At 55.1% G+C, this 15894-nt stretch carries 11 protein-coding genes; 7 read left to right on the forward strand and 4 right to left on the reverse strand.

The features are described 5' to 3' along the window. Positions 1-35: 35 nt before the first annotated feature. The 3 genes from WA429_RS01155 to WA429_RS01165 all read right to left on the reverse strand — a co-directional run bounded on the left by WA429_RS01155 (position 36) and on the right by WA429_RS01165 (position 4670). Complete coding sequence (locus tag WA429_RS01155) at positions 36-2348, reverse strand: FdhF/YdeP family oxidoreductase (protein ID WP_287464491.1); 2313 nt, start codon at positions 2346-2348, stop codon at positions 36-38. 177 nt (positions 2349-2525) lie between these two features. Next, a complete protein-coding gene (gene rpe / locus WA429_RS01160; protein ID WP_101246533.1) occupies positions 2526-3191 on the reverse strand; it encodes a ribulose-phosphate 3-epimerase in 666 nt (221 codons plus the stop codon). Between the two features lie 132 nt (positions 3192-3323). Beyond that, a complete protein-coding gene (locus tag WA429_RS01165; RefSeq protein ID WP_287464490.1) occupies positions 3324-4670 on the reverse strand; it encodes an RsmB/NOP family class I SAM-dependent RNA methyltransferase in 1347 nt (448 codons plus the stop codon). 232 nt (positions 4671-4902) lie between these two features. On the opposite strand from WA429_RS01165, the gene WA429_RS01170 reads away from it, so the two are divergent. The 4 genes from WA429_RS01170 to purH all read left to right on the forward strand — a co-directional run bounded on the left by WA429_RS01170 (position 4903) and on the right by purH (position 11529). After that, positions 4903-5916 carry an MraY family glycosyltransferase gene (locus tag WA429_RS01170; RefSeq protein ID WP_287464489.1) on the forward strand — a complete coding sequence of 338 codons (1014 nt, stop codon included), beginning with the start codon at positions 4903-4905 and terminating at the stop codon, positions 5914-5916. A gap of 124 nt (positions 5917-6040) precedes the next feature. Further along, positions 6041-8002, forward strand: a complete 1962-nt coding sequence (locus tag WA429_RS01175) for a polysaccharide biosynthesis protein (RefSeq protein WP_101246530.1) — start codon at positions 6041-6043, stop codon at positions 8000-8002. A 195-nt stretch (positions 8003-8197) separates the two neighbouring features. Continuing rightward, complete coding sequence (hglS, locus tag WA429_RS01180; RefSeq protein ID WP_287464488.1) at positions 8198-9604, forward strand: 2-oxoadipate dioxygenase/decarboxylase HglS; 1407 nt, start codon at positions 8198-8200, stop codon at positions 9602-9604. 347 nt (positions 9605-9951) lie between these two features. Then, the gene (gene purH / locus WA429_RS01185) at positions 9952-11529 is read left to right on the forward strand and encodes a bifunctional phosphoribosylaminoimidazolecarboxamide formyltransferase/IMP cyclohydrolase (RefSeq protein ID WP_287464487.1); all 1578 of its coding nucleotides are present in this window, start codon (positions 9952-9954) and stop codon (positions 11527-11529) included. Between the two features lie 66 nt (positions 11530-11595). Here the strand turns inward: purH and WA429_RS01190 are convergent, their stop codons facing one another. Next, positions 11596-12903, reverse strand: coding sequence for an NtaA/DmoA family FMN-dependent monooxygenase (locus WA429_RS01190; RefSeq protein ID WP_287464486.1), 1308 nt, complete (start codon positions 12901-12903; stop codon positions 11596-11598). A gap of 122 nt (positions 12904-13025) precedes the next feature. Between WA429_RS01190 and WA429_RS01195 the strand changes: the two genes are divergently transcribed. The 3 genes from WA429_RS01195 to WA429_RS01205 are packed head-to-tail and all read left to right on the forward strand — an operon-like array spanning position 13026 to position 15891. Continuing rightward, positions 13026-13817: an ABC transporter ATP-binding protein gene (locus tag WA429_RS01195; RefSeq protein ID WP_287464485.1), complete on the forward strand. Its 792-nt coding sequence runs from the start codon at positions 13026-13028 to the stop codon at positions 13815-13817. Then, positions 13814-14827: a FecCD family ABC transporter permease gene (locus WA429_RS01200; protein ID WP_287464484.1), complete on the forward strand. Its 1014-nt coding sequence runs from the start codon at positions 13814-13816 to the stop codon at positions 14825-14827. The genes WA429_RS01195 and WA429_RS01200 overlap by 4 nt, the downstream gene beginning before the upstream one ends. Further along, a complete protein-coding gene (locus WA429_RS01205) occupies positions 14827-15891 on the forward strand; it encodes a FecCD family ABC transporter permease (RefSeq protein ID WP_287464483.1) in 1065 nt (354 codons plus the stop codon). Before WA429_RS01200 ends, WA429_RS01205 begins: the two co-directional genes overlap by 1 nt. Positions 15892-15894 lie beyond the last annotated feature (3 nt).

Here is a 15894-nt window from a genome sequence, read left to right on the forward strand (position 1 = left end):
AAGATGGCCATCCACGGGATTTCGGGCGTGGTTGTTCAAACCCGGTCTTCCGGGCGGAACGAAACCATCACCGATTTGGATGTCGGTGTATCGCTTTGTTCACCAGCACTGCCAAGCGGCACCAGAACGTTCAGTTCCGGGTAATAGCCGGCAACACTGCCACGCGGAATGTCATAGGAAACGAACCGGAAATCATTGGCGATCCGTTCGATCCCGTCATCATATTCACAAATGACATCAACGCGATCACCGGCCTTGGCACCCAGATTGGCAAGATCATCTGGATGGATGAAAATGACCTTTCGTTCGCCGTAAACCCCGCGATACCGGTCATCAAGACCATAGACGGTCGTGTTGTACTGATCGTGGGAGCGGAATGTCTGCAAGGCAAACCGCGATTGGGCGGCAGATGCGGGGCGGGTCTGGCGTGCCTGCTGGTGGACGGTTTGCTTGGGAAGCGGCGCATTGGAAAATGTCGCCTTGCCAGCGGGGGTATTCCATTCCCGGTGTGCTGCATCATTGCGCAGATGGAAGCCGCGCGGCTTGCGCAGACGGGTATTATAATCGGTAAAGCCCGGAACGGTCGCCTCGATATGGCTGCGGATCAGCTCGTAATCATCGGCAAGTGCTGCCCAGGATACGATATCGCTGCCAACCGTTGCTTCGGCAATTCCGGCAATGATGCCAACTTCGGACAGAAGATGCGGTGATGCAGGGCGATTGATACCAGCCGAACCGTGCACCATGCTCATGGAATCTTCGACACTGACCACCTGGGACTGACCACGGGAATTCAGATCAATCTCGGTCCGGCCCAGACAGGGCAGGATAAAGGCGGTTTCGCCGGGCATAAGATGCGAATGGTTGGGCTTGGTTGCGATGTGAACCGTCAGTTTGAGGTTCTTCATCGCCTTTTCGACAAGGGCACTGTCAGGCGTGGCACGGGCAAAGTTCCCGCCCAGCCCGATAAAGGCCTTGGCGCTGCCATCAAGCATCGCGCCGATCGCGCCAAGAACATTGTGCCCGTGTTTGCGCGGTACCTTGAAACCGAATTCCTTTTCCAGCGCATCGAGAAAGGCCGCGGGCGGCTTTTCATTGATTCCGACCGTACGGTCGCCCTGAACGTTGGAATGTCCGCGGACCGGGCACAGGCCGGCACCCGGTTTGCCGATATTGCCGCGCAGGAACATGAAATTGGCAATTTCACGAATGGTCGGCACGGAATGAAGGTGCTGGGTGATGCCCATTGCCCATGTGCAGATGACTCGCTCTGCCGAGAGATAGACATTGGCGGCCTGTTCAATTTCCTGGCGGCTCAGCCCTGACTGATCTTCGATTTCCGACCAGCTGGTGGCGTCAACCACAGCACGGTAATCGGCAAGTCCGGCGCAATGTTCATCAAGGAACGCGTGATCAAGAACAGAAGGTTCGCCCTTGGCAATCGCGGCATCGTCGGCGGCAAAGACCGCTTTGCTCATGCCGCGAACGGCGGCCATGTCACCGCCAAGGCAAGGCTGGAAATAATGGCTGGCAATCTCGGTGGATCCGCCATGCAACATTTCAAGCTTGTCCTGCGGGTCGGAAAACCGTTCAAGTCCGCGTTCACGGATCGGGTTGAAGACCACGATCTTTGCACCACGCATTGCCGCCCGGCGTAAATCGCCCAGCATGCGCGGGTGGTTGGTGCCCGGGTTCTGTCCAAGGACGAAAATGGCATCCGCCTTTTCGAAATCTTCAAGAAGAACCGTTCCCTTGCCCACGCCAATTGCCTGACGCAGACCAACGCCACTGGCTTCGTGGCACATGTTCGAACAATCAGGGAAATTGTTGGTGCCAAAGATGCGGACAAACAGCTGATAGAGATAGGCTGCTTCGTTGCTTGCGCGGCCTGACGTGTAAAACTCGGCCTCATCGGGGGTATTTAACCCCTTAAGGATGCTACCGATTTCAGCAAAGGCATCTTCCCACGCGACAGGTTGATAGGTATCGCTTTGCCGATCATAGCGCATCGGGTGGGTGATGCGCCCGTTCAGTTCCAGTTCGTAATCGCTCAGTTTGCTCAGTTCGGTTACGGTATGCTTGGCAAAAAATGCCGGCGTCGCACGCTTTTCGGTTGCTTCCCATGAAACGGCTTTGACCCCGTTTTCACAGAATTCAAAAGATGACCCGTGCTCGGGATCACCCCATGCACAACCCGGGCAATCAAAACCGTCAGGTTGATTGGCCTTAAGCATCGTGCGTGCGCCGTTAAACGGGCTGCCGCTTTGCAATAGTTGCTTGCCGCAACTTTTCAGCGCACCCCAGCCACCGGCTGCCGACGATTTTTTTCCAATAAAGCTTTCATTCATGCAGGCATCTATTTGCCAGAACCGAAATTAGGTCAAGTATGCATACCTAATCGGTCGATAGAAAAAATTTATCAAAGAGTTCCGGCAATGATTTGAATGTGTTCAAAATGCAATCGGGGCCGGAACCCTGTGGTGATTCCGACCCCGAACAATCTTTGATGCTGCCTTTAACGCAGATTACGCGCCGCGAATAGCCTTGATATTGTTGGCATATTCCGACGGACCGCCTTTGAAGGTCGCAGAACCGGCAACCAGAACATTGGCGCCTGCTTCGATGACCTGCGGGGCGATTTCCGGGTTTACACCACCATCGACTTCAAGATCGATATCGCGGCCGGTCGCATCGATCATCTTGCGGATGCGTTTGATCTTCTCAAGCTGGCTTGGGATGAATTTCTGGCCGCCAAAGCCCGGGTTCACGGTCATGACCAAAACCAGATCAACCAGATCCATGACATATTCAATGACACTTTCCGGAGTCGACGGGTTCAGCGACACACCGGCTTTTTTACCCAGCGACTTGATCAGTTGAAGCGAACGATGCAGGTGCGGGCCTGCTTCGGCATGGATGGTGATGATGTCGGAACCGGCATTGGCGAATGCTTCGATATACGGATCGACCGGCGCGATCATCAGATGCACGTCAAACACCTTGTCGGAATGCGGGCGCAGTGCTTTGACCACATCCGGTCCGATGGTGATGTTGGGCACGTAATGGCCATCCATCACATCAATGTGGATATAGTCGGCGCCTGCTGCGTCAACAGCGCGGACATCAACGCCCAACTGGGCGAAATCGGCCGAAAGGATCGAAGGTGCGATTTTAATGTTCGACGTGGTCATGCGTCACGGGTCCTGAAGCAATGCGGGATATGGGAAATTCGCGCATCTCATAACGTAAAAAGGCAGCCCTGTCACCCGAATGGGGCTCATGGCTGCCTTGTTTGCAGGTTTGACGGCTATCCTGACGTGAAATCAGGACTTTTTGACAAGCCGGGCGCAGAAAAAACCATCCATGCCGCCGAAATCGGCCATATGGATCGGCAGAACCCGCAATTCACCATCCTTGTTGATGGCTTCATCCCAGCCACCAAGTTCGTCCGCCGTGATCGGTTTACGTTCGTAATTGGGATGGTCGGCCAGGAACGATTTGACCTGATGTTCGCCTTCTTCGGGCTGCAGGGAACAGGTGCAATAGATCAGCTCGCCACCAACATTCAAAAGCTTGTCGGCCTGATTAAGCAGCTTGGTCTGGATCGGCAGCAGCGACCGCATCAATTTGTCATTTTGACGCAGCAAAATGTCTGGATGACGACGAATGGTACCGGTTGCCGAGCAGGGTGCGTCAAGAAGGACCGCATCCGCACGCGGGGTATCGGGTGCAAGATCGGTGGCATCCCCGGTGACAACTGCGGCACCAAGGGAAACGCGCTCAAGATTCTCAAACACCCGTTTCAGGCGGCCTTCGGATTTATCGACGGCGATCGCATTGGCACCAAGGGATGCCAATTGCATGGTTTTGCCACCGGGGGCAGCACAAAGGTCATAGATCGTTTTGCCCTTATAGGCGGAAAACAGGGTTGCCGGAATGGCCGCGGCTGCGTCCTGAACCCACCAGTCACCATCGCGATAGCCCGGAAGATCACGAATGCGACGACCACTTTCAAGGCGGACCGAACCGGTCGGCAGGACAAGGCCATCCATCTTTTCCGCCCAGTCGGCCGATGTGCTGCGATTCTTGATCGACAGATCGAGCATGGCATGGCCAAGGCATGCCTCGGCAATGGCTTGGCTGATTTCCGCCCCATAGGCCTTTTTCCATGACCCGCGCAGCCATGCCGGGATGTTAAGCTGCCAGTCTTCGACACCTTCGGGCCATTCAAATCCATCACGCTGCAATCCACGCAGCACGGCGTTGATCAGTTTGGTGTATTTATGCAGGCCTGCGTCGCGGGCCAGATTGACCGTACTGTCGACCGCACCGTAATCGGATGTATCCATGAAGAACAACTGTGCGACGCCAAGGCGCAGAATATTGGTCAGGCGGGCGGCAACGCGGTCTTGCGGTGGCTGATAACGCGGGGCCAGAACCGCATCGATTTCACCCAAATGGCGTAATGTGGTGCCAAGCAGCTGACGCAGGAAATTGCGATCAAGCGATGGCAGACCATAGCCATGTTTTGACAGAAGTTCGTCCAGAGTCACTTCACCGCCGCGCAGTTCCTGCAAGGTTTTGAGTGCAAGCATCCGCGGATCGGGTGTCTCGACCGGCTGTTTGCGCGGGGCGTTGCGATGTGCTGGACGGGAACGGCGTTCTGTCAAAGGGATATCTCCGGTTTCGTGTTATGAAGGTTAGTTAAGCGTCGCGTGGCAAAGTGTAAAGCACCAAGCACCCGAATAGGTGGCATGGCTGCCTTGTGTTATCGGGCAGATGAGGGGGCAGATTACCTTGCTTAGGGTTTGGCTTAAGGTTTGAAAAGCCTTGCGATGGATGTGCGGTCCGGCTAATCCAGACGGATCATTTGACGTCGATAGTGACAGGAACGCCAGAACCATGACTTTCACCGGCCTTGCGACCTTTTCGAGCATCTTTCTGATTGGCTCGATGTTGCTGACCTGGGTGGTTTTGAACTATCTGCGACGCAAGGCGATCCTTGATATGCCCAACCACCGGTCCAGCCATGCGGTGCCGACGCCGCGCGGTGGCGGGCTTGCGGTCACACCGCTTTTGATCCTTTTGGTTGCGGTTGTGTTTATCCATACCGGGGTCACTTCGGTCAGTCATTGGTTGATGCTGGCAGCAGCAGCCGGGCTTGGATTGCTCAGCTGGCTTGATGATCGTCACGATCTTTCGGCTGCCATACGCTTTGCCATGCAATTTGTTGCGGTGATTGTCGGCGTTTTTGCCATCGACAAACCGGTTTTGGGTGGTTTGGTGCCTGTGTGGCTCGATCACGTTCTGATGGTATTTGCCTGGGTCTGGTTTATCAATCTGTTCAACTTCATGGATGGCATTGACGGCATTTCCGGGGTCGAAGCCGGCTCGATCGGGCTGGGCATTTTTATTCTGGCGCTTCTGATGCCATTGCCGCAATTCATCGGGCTTGGCTATATCGGGCTTGGTATTCTGGCCATCATGATCGGGTTTCTGATCTGGAACTGGCATCCGGCCAAACTGTTTCTGGGTGATGTCGGATCCGTGCCGCTTGGCTTTGTTCTGGGCTGGGTGTTGCTTAAGACAGCGTCAGAAGGGGCATGGGTCGTCGCGCTGATCCTGCCATCCTATTATCTTTTTGATGCGACCTTTACCCTGGTCAAACGTGCGCTTCGTCGTGAAAAAATCTGGCAGGCCCACCGCGAACATTTCTATCAGTTGGCAACCCAGCGCGGCTTTTCCCATGCGCGGGTTTCGACCATGATTGCAATCAGCAATCTGATCCTGATTGCGGTGTGTTTTGCACAAAGCGAAACGCCCGGCTGGATGCGGGTATTTGCTGCCCTGATTGTGGTGTTGTCACTGGTTGGAATGATGGTGCGGATGCCGGTCAAGGGACGCACGGACAGTTAAGTATCGCACGGAAGTTGCGCATTGCTTGACTTGTGCCCGGACGGGCGCGAAAAGAATGCCTTGTCCGTCTTTTGGGCAGACAGGTATATCCTTTTAAAAACAGAAAACTGCCACTAGGGACCGCATGTCGCGCATTTTACAGCGAAGCCATATTGCCTTTGTCCATGATGTCTTCATGGCTGCGATTTCGTTCCCGTTGGCCCTTTATCTTCGGGTTGGCGATGGTGTGCGGTTTTATCAGGCTGACAACATCCTGTTTTCGGCTGCCTTATTTACCCTGATTGCAGCGGCATCATTCTGGTATTTCGGGCTTTACCGCGGCATCTGGCGCTATGCGTCGCTTAATGATCTGACCCGTATTGCCAAGGCGGTTTCGGTTGCCGTGGCTGTTTTGTTCCTTGTGCTGTTTCTGACCACGCGTCTGGACTGGATGCCCCGTTCAGCACCGATAATCCAGTGGTTCCTGCTGATGGCGTTGCTGGGTGGATCGCGGCTGACCTACCGTATTGCCAAGGATAAATCCACTGCACGCGCACTGGTTCGGCAGGGAACAACGCGTCTGCCTGTTTTGCTGATTGGTGCCGGTGACGAGGCCGAGGCCTTTATTCGTGAAACCGAACGATCGGCAGATACCCCGTTCAAGGTTGTTGGCATTGTGTCCCTGACCGAAGGACGGGTCGGGCGCAACATGCATGGCGTTGATGTGCTCGCCACCGCTGATAAACTTGAAGACGTCATCAAAAAACTGGAAATGAGCCGCCATGGCGTTCCGCGTCGTCTTGTTCTGACCGGTGATGCGCTGCGCCACGAAGACAATGTCAAATGGGTGGAAATTGCTGATCGTTACGGTATGACACTGGCGCGTTTGCCGAAACTCGGTGATCTGCGCGAAGGTCTTGCCGATCCGCTGCAAATTCGCCCGGTCGCCATCGAAGATTTGCTGGGCCGGCCACAAGCGCGTCTGGATCGTGATCGTGTGCGTGAAATGATCGGGGGCAAGCGGGTTTTGGTAACCGGCGCGGGTGGCTCGATCGGGTCGGAACTGGTGCGCCAGATTGCTTCTTATGGTCCGGCCAGCCTGACCCTGGTCGATGCGGGGGAATATAATCTTTATGCCATCGACATGGAAATGGCAGAAAAGTTCCCTGATCTGCCACGCGAAAGCATTCTTGGCGATGTTCGTGATCGTGTCCGGATCGGTCAGGTATTTGACCATGTGGCACCTGAAATCGTGTTTCATGCAGCAGCCTACAAGCATGTCCCGCTGGTCGAACACAATCCCAATGAAGGTATTCTGACCAATACCCTTGGCACCCGAAATGTTGCCGAGGCCTGCCGTGCAGCCGGTGTAGCGACCATGGTTCTGATTTCGACGGACAAGGCGGTAAACCCGGCCAATGTCATGGGGGCGTCCAAGCGTCTGGCAGAATGTTATTGTCAGGCGTTGGAGACATTGCCACTTGATCAGCGCGGTCCGACCCGTTTTGTCACTGTGCGGTTTGGGAATGTTCTGGGATCGACCGGATCGGTTGTACCATTGTTCCGCCGCCAGCTTGAAGCCGGTGGGCCGCTGACCGTAACGCATGAAGGCATCACTCGATATTTCATGACCATTGCCGAGGCTGTCGAACTTGTCCTGCAATCAGCGGAACTTGGTCGCCATGGCGTGACCGATGGCGGAAAGATCTTCGTTCTTGATATGGGGCGTCCGGTCAAGATCATTGACCTCGCCCGTCAGATGATCCTGCTTTCGGGACTTCGTCCGGGCAAGGATGTCGAGATCAAGGTTACCGGCCTGCGCCCCGGTGAAAAGCTGTATGAAGAATTGTTCCATGACAGCGAACCGCCGGTTCCCACCGAAACCGATGGCGTCATGCTGGCAAGCCCGCGTGTGGTTGATTATGCCGAAATCAAACAGGTTTTCGATGCGCTTGAAGACAGTGCAACCAACCGCAATACCCACCAGACACTCGAACTGATCAGCAAGCTGGTGCCGGAATTCCAGCCGCCCGAAATTGGTGTCAAATCGATCTTTGCCGACACCCCGGCGGAAACGGCCAATCAAGTGACCGGTGATACGGCCTAGTTATCGGGCCATTTTCAATCATCCACAGCCGAGCAATAGCGATGCATGTTCATTCCTTCAATGAATGAACTCGTGCGGAATTGTCGTTTGTCATTGCCAAATGCGGGCCATATCTTGCGCTCAGAATGACAAATCGGAATGACCTTGTTGATGGTGAGCCGATTTTCCTGACGATCCGTCTATTGGAGGCCCCGCATGTCGGCAGATGCTTTTGTCCACCCTGATGAAATCCGTTCGATGTTTTCCGGCGCGATGTCGGACATGTACCGTGCCGAAGTGCCGCAATATGGCACCCTGATGGAACTCGTTTCGGACATCAATCAGGAAAGACTTGCTGCTGATCCCGTGCTTCGTAACAGACTTGTACGCAGTGATGACCTTGATCGTATTGATCTTGAACGTCATGGCGCAATCCGTCTGGGCAAGCCCGAAGAACTGTTCAACATGCGCCGCCTGTTTGCGGTGATGGGCATGCATCCGGTCGGGTATTACGATCTGTCGGTTGCCGGTGTGCCGGTGCATTCAACGGCATTTCGCCCGATTGATGACGATGCCCTGCGCCGCAATCCGTTCCGTGTTTTCACGTCGCTCCTGCGCCTTGAACTGATCGAGGATGCGCAACTGCGTACAGAGGCCGAAGCAATCCTGGCAAAGCGTGAAATCTTTACCCCCGATGCGCTGAAACTGATTTATCTGGCTGAAAAGAACGGCGGGCTTGACCGTATTCAGGCCGAACAATTTGTCACCGAGGCACTGGAAACCTTCCGCTGGCACAGTGATGCCACGGTGTCACTTGAAACCTATCAGAAGCTTCATGATGCGCACCGCCTGATTGCCGACGTTGTCTGCTTTAAGGGGCCGCATATCAACCATCTGACGCCGCGGACCCTTGATATTGATGCGGTTCAGCGTGCCATGCCCGAACGCGGCATTTCGCCCAAGGCCATTGTCGAAGGTCCGCCATCACGCAAATGTCCGATCCTTTTGCGCCAAACCAGCTTCAAGGCACTCGAAGAGCAGGTCTATTTCGTCGGGAGCAATCCGAAGGGAACGGCGGGCACCCACACCGCACGCTTTGGCGAGATCGAGCAGCGCGGTATTGCCCTTACCGCCGAGGGGCGCAAACTTTATGACACGCTTCTGGCATCGGTGCGCCATGCCGTTCAGGTCAGTGCTGGCGGATCAAACGCACGCGATTATGAAACCGAACTGGCCGAACGTTTTGCCGCCTTTCCCGATGATTACGAGACGCTCCGTGTCGAAAAGCTGGCTTTCTTCCGTTACAGCGTGACGGACGCTGGTCGCGATGCGGCGGGTAAGGTTGATCGTGATGTTTCGGTAGACGAGCTGGTTGATCAGGGATACCTGCATGCAGACCCGATCATCTATGAAGATTTCCTGCCGGTCAGTGCGGCGGGCATCTTCCAGTCGAATCTTGGCAGTGACGAACAGAAAAATTACGCCGAACAGTCCAATCAGGATGTGTTCGAGAAATGCCTTGGCGCATCTGTTGCCGATGAATTGGCGCTTTATGCCGCCCATCAACAGGCATCTATTGATCAGGCGTTCGAAACATTGGGTATTCGGAAAAACGTCGCCTGATCCGATAGTTGGCAAAACCGATACGGGGTGGTCATTGGACCGCCCCGTTTTCAGTATCGGATGCCCGGACAGTTGACGGGTTTGCAAAAGGCGGCCATGCAAGAATTCGGGGTCCACATTTTGCGCTGCACATGATAAAGCTCCGCGCGAAACATGGTTCGGACTCATTGATCATGTGTCGGCCCGGATCGAAATGATGTCATTTCTGTCCCGTTAAAAGGCCGGTTTTGCCCGCAACACTGTCACATCGCATGCACGAGCAGCCATGCGCATTTCTGATATTGTGGGCCGATATATCATCAATGGGTCCGTAACCTTCATCACATTGATGCATGAAAGCGAACCCAATGACTGCTCGTATTGCGCGCGCGCTTATTTCCGTTTCCGACAAGACCGGTCTGGTCGAATTTGCCAAATCCCTTCACGCCCAGGGTGTTGAAATTCTGTCGACTGGCGGCTCTGCCAAGGCGATCGAAGCCGCTGGTGTGCCTGTCAAGGAAGTTGCCGATCACACCGGTTTTCCCGAAATCATGGACGGTCGTGTCAAGACTCTTCATCCGAAGATTCACGGCGGCCTTCTGGGCCGCCGTTCTCTTTCCAGCCACATGCAGGCGATGGAAGATAACGACATTTCCCCGATCGATCTGGTTTGTGTGAACCTGTATCCGTTCGAAGAAACCGTTGCCAAGGGTGCCGATTTCGACACCTGCATCGAAAATATCGATATCGGCGGTCCAAGCATGATCCGCTCGGCGGCGAAAAACCATGAATCGGTTACCGTGGTTGTCGATCCGTCCGATTATGACCGTGTTGTCGCCGAAATGAATGACAATGCCGGTGCCACCACCGCTGAAACCCGTCGTGTTCTGGCCGCCAAGGCCTTTGCCCGCACCGGTGCTTATGACTCGGCGATTTCAAGCTGGTTTGCCGGTCAGCTTGGTGAAACCTTCCCGCAGCGCCTGAATGTTTCGGCCGAACTGAAACAGACCCTGCGTTATGGCGAAAACCCGCACCAGCAGGCCGCATTCTACACCAACGGTAAAAACCGCCCGGGTGTGGCAACCGCGACCCAGCTTCAGGGCAAGGAACTGTCATTCAACAACCTGAACGACACCGATGCCGCGTTTGAACTGGTTTCCGAGTTTGACGAAAAACCGGCTGTTGCGATCATCAAGCACGCCAACCCGTGCGGTGTTGCCGAGGGTGCAACTTTGATCGAAGCCTATAACAAGGCGCTGTCTTGTGATCCGGTTTCGGCATTTGGTGGCATCATTGCGGTCAACCGTACCCTTGATAAAGAAACCGCCGAAGAAATCGCCAAACTGTTTGCCGAAGTTGTGATTTGCCCGGATGCAGACGATGCCGCCAAGGAAGTTCTGGCAGCCAAGAAAAACCTGCGTCTGCTGGTAACCGGCGGCATGGCCGACCCGGAAGGCGAAGACATGACGCTTCGTTCGCTGGCAGGTGGTTATCTGCTTCAGAACCGTGATGCAGGCCGTGTGAAACGCGAAGAACTGAAAGTCGTCACCAAGCGCAAGCCGACCGAGGCCGAACTTGATGATCTTCTGTTTGCGTTCCGCGTTGGCAAACACGTGAAATCAAACGCGATTGTCTATGTCAAAGACGGCAAGACCGTTGGTGTAGGTGCCGGTCAGATGAGCCGCGTTGACAGCTCGCGCATTGCCGCCTGGAAAGCAGAAGAAGCTGGCAAAAATGCCGGTGAAGCCGAACTGCGTACCAAGGGTTCGGTCGTATCGTCTGATGCTTTCTTCCCGTTTGCAGATGGTCTTCTGGCCGCAGTCAAGGCCGGTGCAACGGCTGTGATCCAGCCGGGTGGCTCCATGCGTGACGAAGAAGTCATTGCCGCAGCCGACGAACATGACATTGCCATGGTCTTTACCGGCATGCGTCACTTCCGCCACTAAGCGCGGTCGGGATCACGTCCAGATCAAATTGAAAAACCCCGGGAACTTCCCGGGGTTTTTTGTTGGCTATTTGATGCCAAGATGATCAGCAAGGGTATGACCGGAATATTCGGTGCGGAAAAGTCCGCGCTCCTGCAAACCCGGAACCACTTGATCAAGAAACAGGTCAACCGACTGATGTGATCCGCTGGGCAAGGCAATGATGCCATCACCGGCATTGATATCAGCCCATGCCGCAATTTCGTTGACCGCATCCTCGGGCGTGCCGACCACGATCCAGTGCGATGACCCCATGACTTCCGGACGGATCAGAAGATCCTTGACCGTTGGTTGGTCGCGTTCAATCACACGACGGACAAGGTCGCCATGGGTCTTGCTGCGCACCACCGTATCCGCGGGGGGCAACATATCGGCAGTGACACGTGCATCCATCGGGTGATCTGTCAGATCAAGGGCAATCAGTTCCTTGACCTTGGCAATCATGCGGCGCGGGTCCATGCGGGCGTGGGTTTGGGCGAAAATTTCGCGGGCTTCTTCGCGGGTCGGGGCCAGATACATGTTAAGCCCGGGCAGGATGCGAATATCATCGGGGTCGCGGCCTTTGCTTGCCGCCCGTTCGCGCAGGTCACTGCGCAGTTCGCGCGCAACTTCCGGGTCCGGGGTGGCGGCAAAGATCGCATGGGCAACGGATGCGGCAAAGTTACGTCCGGCCGGCGATGCCCCGGCCTGAAAAAGTGGGACTTTGCCATTGCCAAAGGCCGGTGTGTTCAGCGGCCCGGCAACATTATAAAACTCCCCGTGATGATCAATCCGTGTCAGGGCGTCCGGGGTGCCATAAGTGCCACTTTCGCGGTCGGCAATGATGGCATCGGACGGATAGCTTGCCCAAAGTTTGTGGACCACATCGCTAAATTCGGCAGCCTGTCGATAGCGATCCTCGCTTGACGGCATTTCCGAAATTCCGAAATTCTCGTTGCCATCAAGGGATGTGACGATGTTCCAGCCAACCCGCCCCTTGGACAGGATATTAAGCGACTGGATCTGTCGGGCGACGATATAGGGCGGATAAAACGTCGTGGACGCTGTCGTGACCAGTCCGATCTTGCTGGTGTGCTCGGCCAGTGCCGCAAGCTGGATCGTCGGATCGAGACTGGAAAACCCGGGGGAACCGGCAATCATTTCCGGTTTCATGAAAAGCGTGTCAGGACGAAACAGGAAGTCGATCTTGGCCTTTTCCGCGCGTTTGGCAATCTCGACAAAAAAGTCTGTGGAAAAGACATTTTCGACATTGCTGTCATCACGGCGCCAGGCATCATTCATCAACCAGGTCGGGGCGACGGACAAACCGATATGGATGTGCTTGCGGGTCGTCATGGCGGGCAGAATTCCTTTGATCGTCGTCTGTTGCATGCTTGATAATATGAATGAATATCATTTGCAGCATAAAACGCCTTGATCTATGTTCTGGTCAGGATTGAAAAACCGGACCTTTGAACGTGCTGTCTGCCCAGAATCTTGTTGTTTCCTATGGAAAATCACCGGTCCTGAACGGACTTTCGGTGCAGTTCGACACAGGCGGTGTGACGGCACTGGTCGGGCCAAACGGATGTGGGAAATCCACACTGCTCAAGGCGATCCTTGGTCTCTTGCCAAAATCAGCCGGGACCATCACCCTTGATGGTGTTCCGATCGACGATATTCCGCGGCGAACCTTGGCACGGCGCATCGCCTATTTGCCACAGGAAAACCATTGCCCGGATTATATCGTTCTGGGTGAGCTGATCGAACTTGCCGGATATGCACGCTATTCCCTGTTTGGCGGGCCAAGTGCACAGGACCGGGCATTGTTTGCAGACGTTCTTCGCACTGTTGGGCTGGCCGATATGGCCCATGTGCCGGTCAATTCGCTTTCGGGCGGGCAACGCCAGCGGGCCTGGATCGCCATGGTTCTGGCTCAGGATGCCGACATCATTCTGATGGACGAGCCGGTCAATCATCTGGATATGAAATACCAGTATGCCGTGCTTGATCTGGTGCGCCGTCTGGGTCAGGCGCATGGCAAAACAATCATCACGGTTTTGCACGACCTTAATCTGGCATCGGCATTTGCCGACCATGTTGTGATGGTCCGTCAGGGCAAAGCAGGCATTTCCGGCCCGACCAGACAGGTGATCACACCGGAAAACATCCGCATGGTCTTTGATTTCGATGCCGATGTTTTCATGCGTGAAGATCGTCTTGTCTGTTTGCCGCGTCAGGACGCACAGATGCCGGCACGCGCAGAATGACCGGTCGTGCAAAGGTCTTTTCGGCCTTCATTCTGATCCTGATGGCAGCATTTTTTGCCAATCTGTCACTTGGGGCGACCAATATTGCACCCGAAGACATCCTTTTGGCGTTTTTCAGCTTTGATGCGGATAATTACGACCATTTTGTCGTGATCTATCAACGTCTTCCACGGGTATTGATTGCCGTTTTTGTCGGTTCGGTGATGGCATGCAGCGGTGCTGTGCTTCAGGGATTGATGCGTAATCCCCTCGCATCACCAGCGCTTTTGGGGATCAATGCCGGTGCGACCCTGTTTGTGGTTGGCGGGGTGATATTTTTCGGGATTTCATCCGCATTTCAGGGAATTGCGGCGCTGATTGGCGGGATTTGCGGATTTGGCGCCTGTCTGATGGTTGCACGTATGTCGGGCATGGATGGCAACCCGCGGGGGTTGTCGCTTATTCTGTCCGGGGCGGTGGTTTCAATGCTGTTTATCGGCATTGCCAATGCCTTGCTGTTATCGACGCCGGAACTGCGAAACGAGTTTCTTGGCTGGGTAACGGGCAATATCAACCATGTCTATATCGACCGCCTTCATCAGATGTGGCCGGTTGGCGTCGGTGGTGTGGTCGTGCTTCTGATCTTGTCGCGCGCGCTGACCCTTATTGCCCTTGGCCCGGAAAAGGCGGCATCGGCCGGTGTGAATATTGTCCTTGTGTCGCGTCTGGCAATTGCATCCGTGGTTCTTTCAAGCAGTGCGGCGGTCGCAATTTGCGGGCCGATCGGGTTTGTCGGTCTGGTTGTGCCCCATATCGTGCGGCCATTGGTCGGGGCAAAGCAGACAGTGATCATTCCGGGCTGCATTCTGGTCGGGGCCAGCATTAGTCTGATTGCCGACATGGTTGCAAGACTGGCCTTCAGCCCGTTTGTTCTTCATACCGGCGTGATGATGGACCTGTTCGGTGGCGTTGTTTTTGCCTTTGTCGTGCGGCGCTATTACCTGACCCCCGGATTGCGGAGGTCATTGTAATGCGTTTGACGACCGGCCTTCATGGATATGTTGTTCTCAAATTTTCCGGTGGTTTGGAAATCCGTCTGCATAATCTGATCTGTGCGGTGATCCTGATGATGGTTGCTGTGGTCAGTGGTGTGGCGCTTTTGACCACAGGATCAACCGACAGCACATTTTCCGATCTTGTCGGATTGTTTGATGGCAATGCTGTCTCTGGTGATGTCGCATTTGCAATTGCAGATGTCCGTCTGCCCCGCATTCTGATGGGGTTCATGGCAGGCTGGTGCGTTGCGCTGACCGGGGCGATGTTGCAATCACTTGCCCAAAATCCGCTGGCGGATCCGGGGCTGCTTGGGCTTAGCCAGGGGTCGCTTGTGGTCATCATGCTTGTGCTGGTCCTTTTCCCCGGATTGCCGTTGATCTTTACCCCCCTTGCCGGATTTGCCGGTGGGTTGGCGGTGGCCGTGCTGTTGATGGTACTGGTCGGGCGTCATCATTCAGGGGGGCTTGGTATTTTGCTGATGGGGATTGCGGTGGAAACCACTTTGTCAGCGGTGACATCGATCCTGATCCTTTATGCGCCGCCCGAACAGTCACACGCGATTTCAAGCTGGCTGGCCGGGTCGCTTTTCCATTCCGACTGGTCGGCTGTTGGCAGTTTTGCGGCATGGTTTGTTATCTCCATTCCGGCAATTCTGGTGATCGGTCGTAAATTGCGCAGTCTTGACCTTGGTGACCATATGGCGCTGGCCCTGGGGGAGGCCGTTCATATCACCAAGCCGGTCATTCTGATTGTTGCCGTGCTGTTGACGGCCGCGGCGATCGCCGCGGTCGGACCATTGGTGTTTCTGGGGGTGATGGCCCCGCATCTTGCCGGTTTCATATCCCCGGCAAAGGGGCGGGCGCGACTGTTTCTGGCGGCAATGACCGGGGGTGTTCTGGTGGTGGCGGCCGATGGATTGACGCGTCTTGGCTCTGATCAGGTGGCACTGCCGACCGGGCTTGCCATCATGATGATCGGGGCCCCGATTTTTATCATTTCCCTGCGTCTTCGGACCATTTCACAGGCCCGAACAGGTTGATAC

It is taken from the genome of Thalassospira sp. CH_XMU1420-2 (assembly GCF_037029325.1).
Lineage (GTDB): Bacteria > Pseudomonadota > Alphaproteobacteria > Rhodospirillales > Thalassospiraceae > Thalassospira > Thalassospira povalilytica.

Coding starts and splice junctions, on each gene's coding strand:
- WA429_RS01155 (WP_287464491.1), bottom strand. CDS start 2,348: ATGAATGAAAGCTTTATTGGAAAAAAATCGTCGGCAGCCGGTGGCTGG.
- rpe (WP_101246533.1), bottom strand. CDS start 3,191: ATGACCACGTCGAACATTAAAATCGCACCTTCGATCCTTTCGGCCGAT.
- WA429_RS01170 (WP_287464489.1), top strand. CDS start 4,903: ATGACTTTCACCGGCCTTGCGACCTTTTCGAGCATCTTTCTGATTGGC.
- WA429_RS01175 (WP_101246530.1), top strand. CDS start 6,041: ATGTCGCGCATTTTACAGCGAAGCCATATTGCCTTTGTCCATGATGTC.
- hglS (WP_287464488.1), top strand. CDS start 8,198: ATGTCGGCAGATGCTTTTGTCCACCCTGATGAAATCCGTTCGATGTTT.
- purH (WP_287464487.1), top strand. CDS start 9,952: ATGACTGCTCGTATTGCGCGCGCGCTTATTTCCGTTTCCGACAAGACC.
- WA429_RS01190 (WP_287464486.1), bottom strand. CDS start 12,903: ATGACGACCCGCAAGCACATCCATATCGGTTTGTCCGTCGCCCCGACC.
- WA429_RS01200 (WP_287464484.1), top strand. CDS start 13,814: ATGACCGGTCGTGCAAAGGTCTTTTCGGCCTTCATTCTGATCCTGATG.
- WA429_RS01205 (WP_287464483.1), top strand. CDS start 14,827: ATGCGTTTGACGACCGGCCTTCATGGATATGTTGTTCTCAAATTTTCC.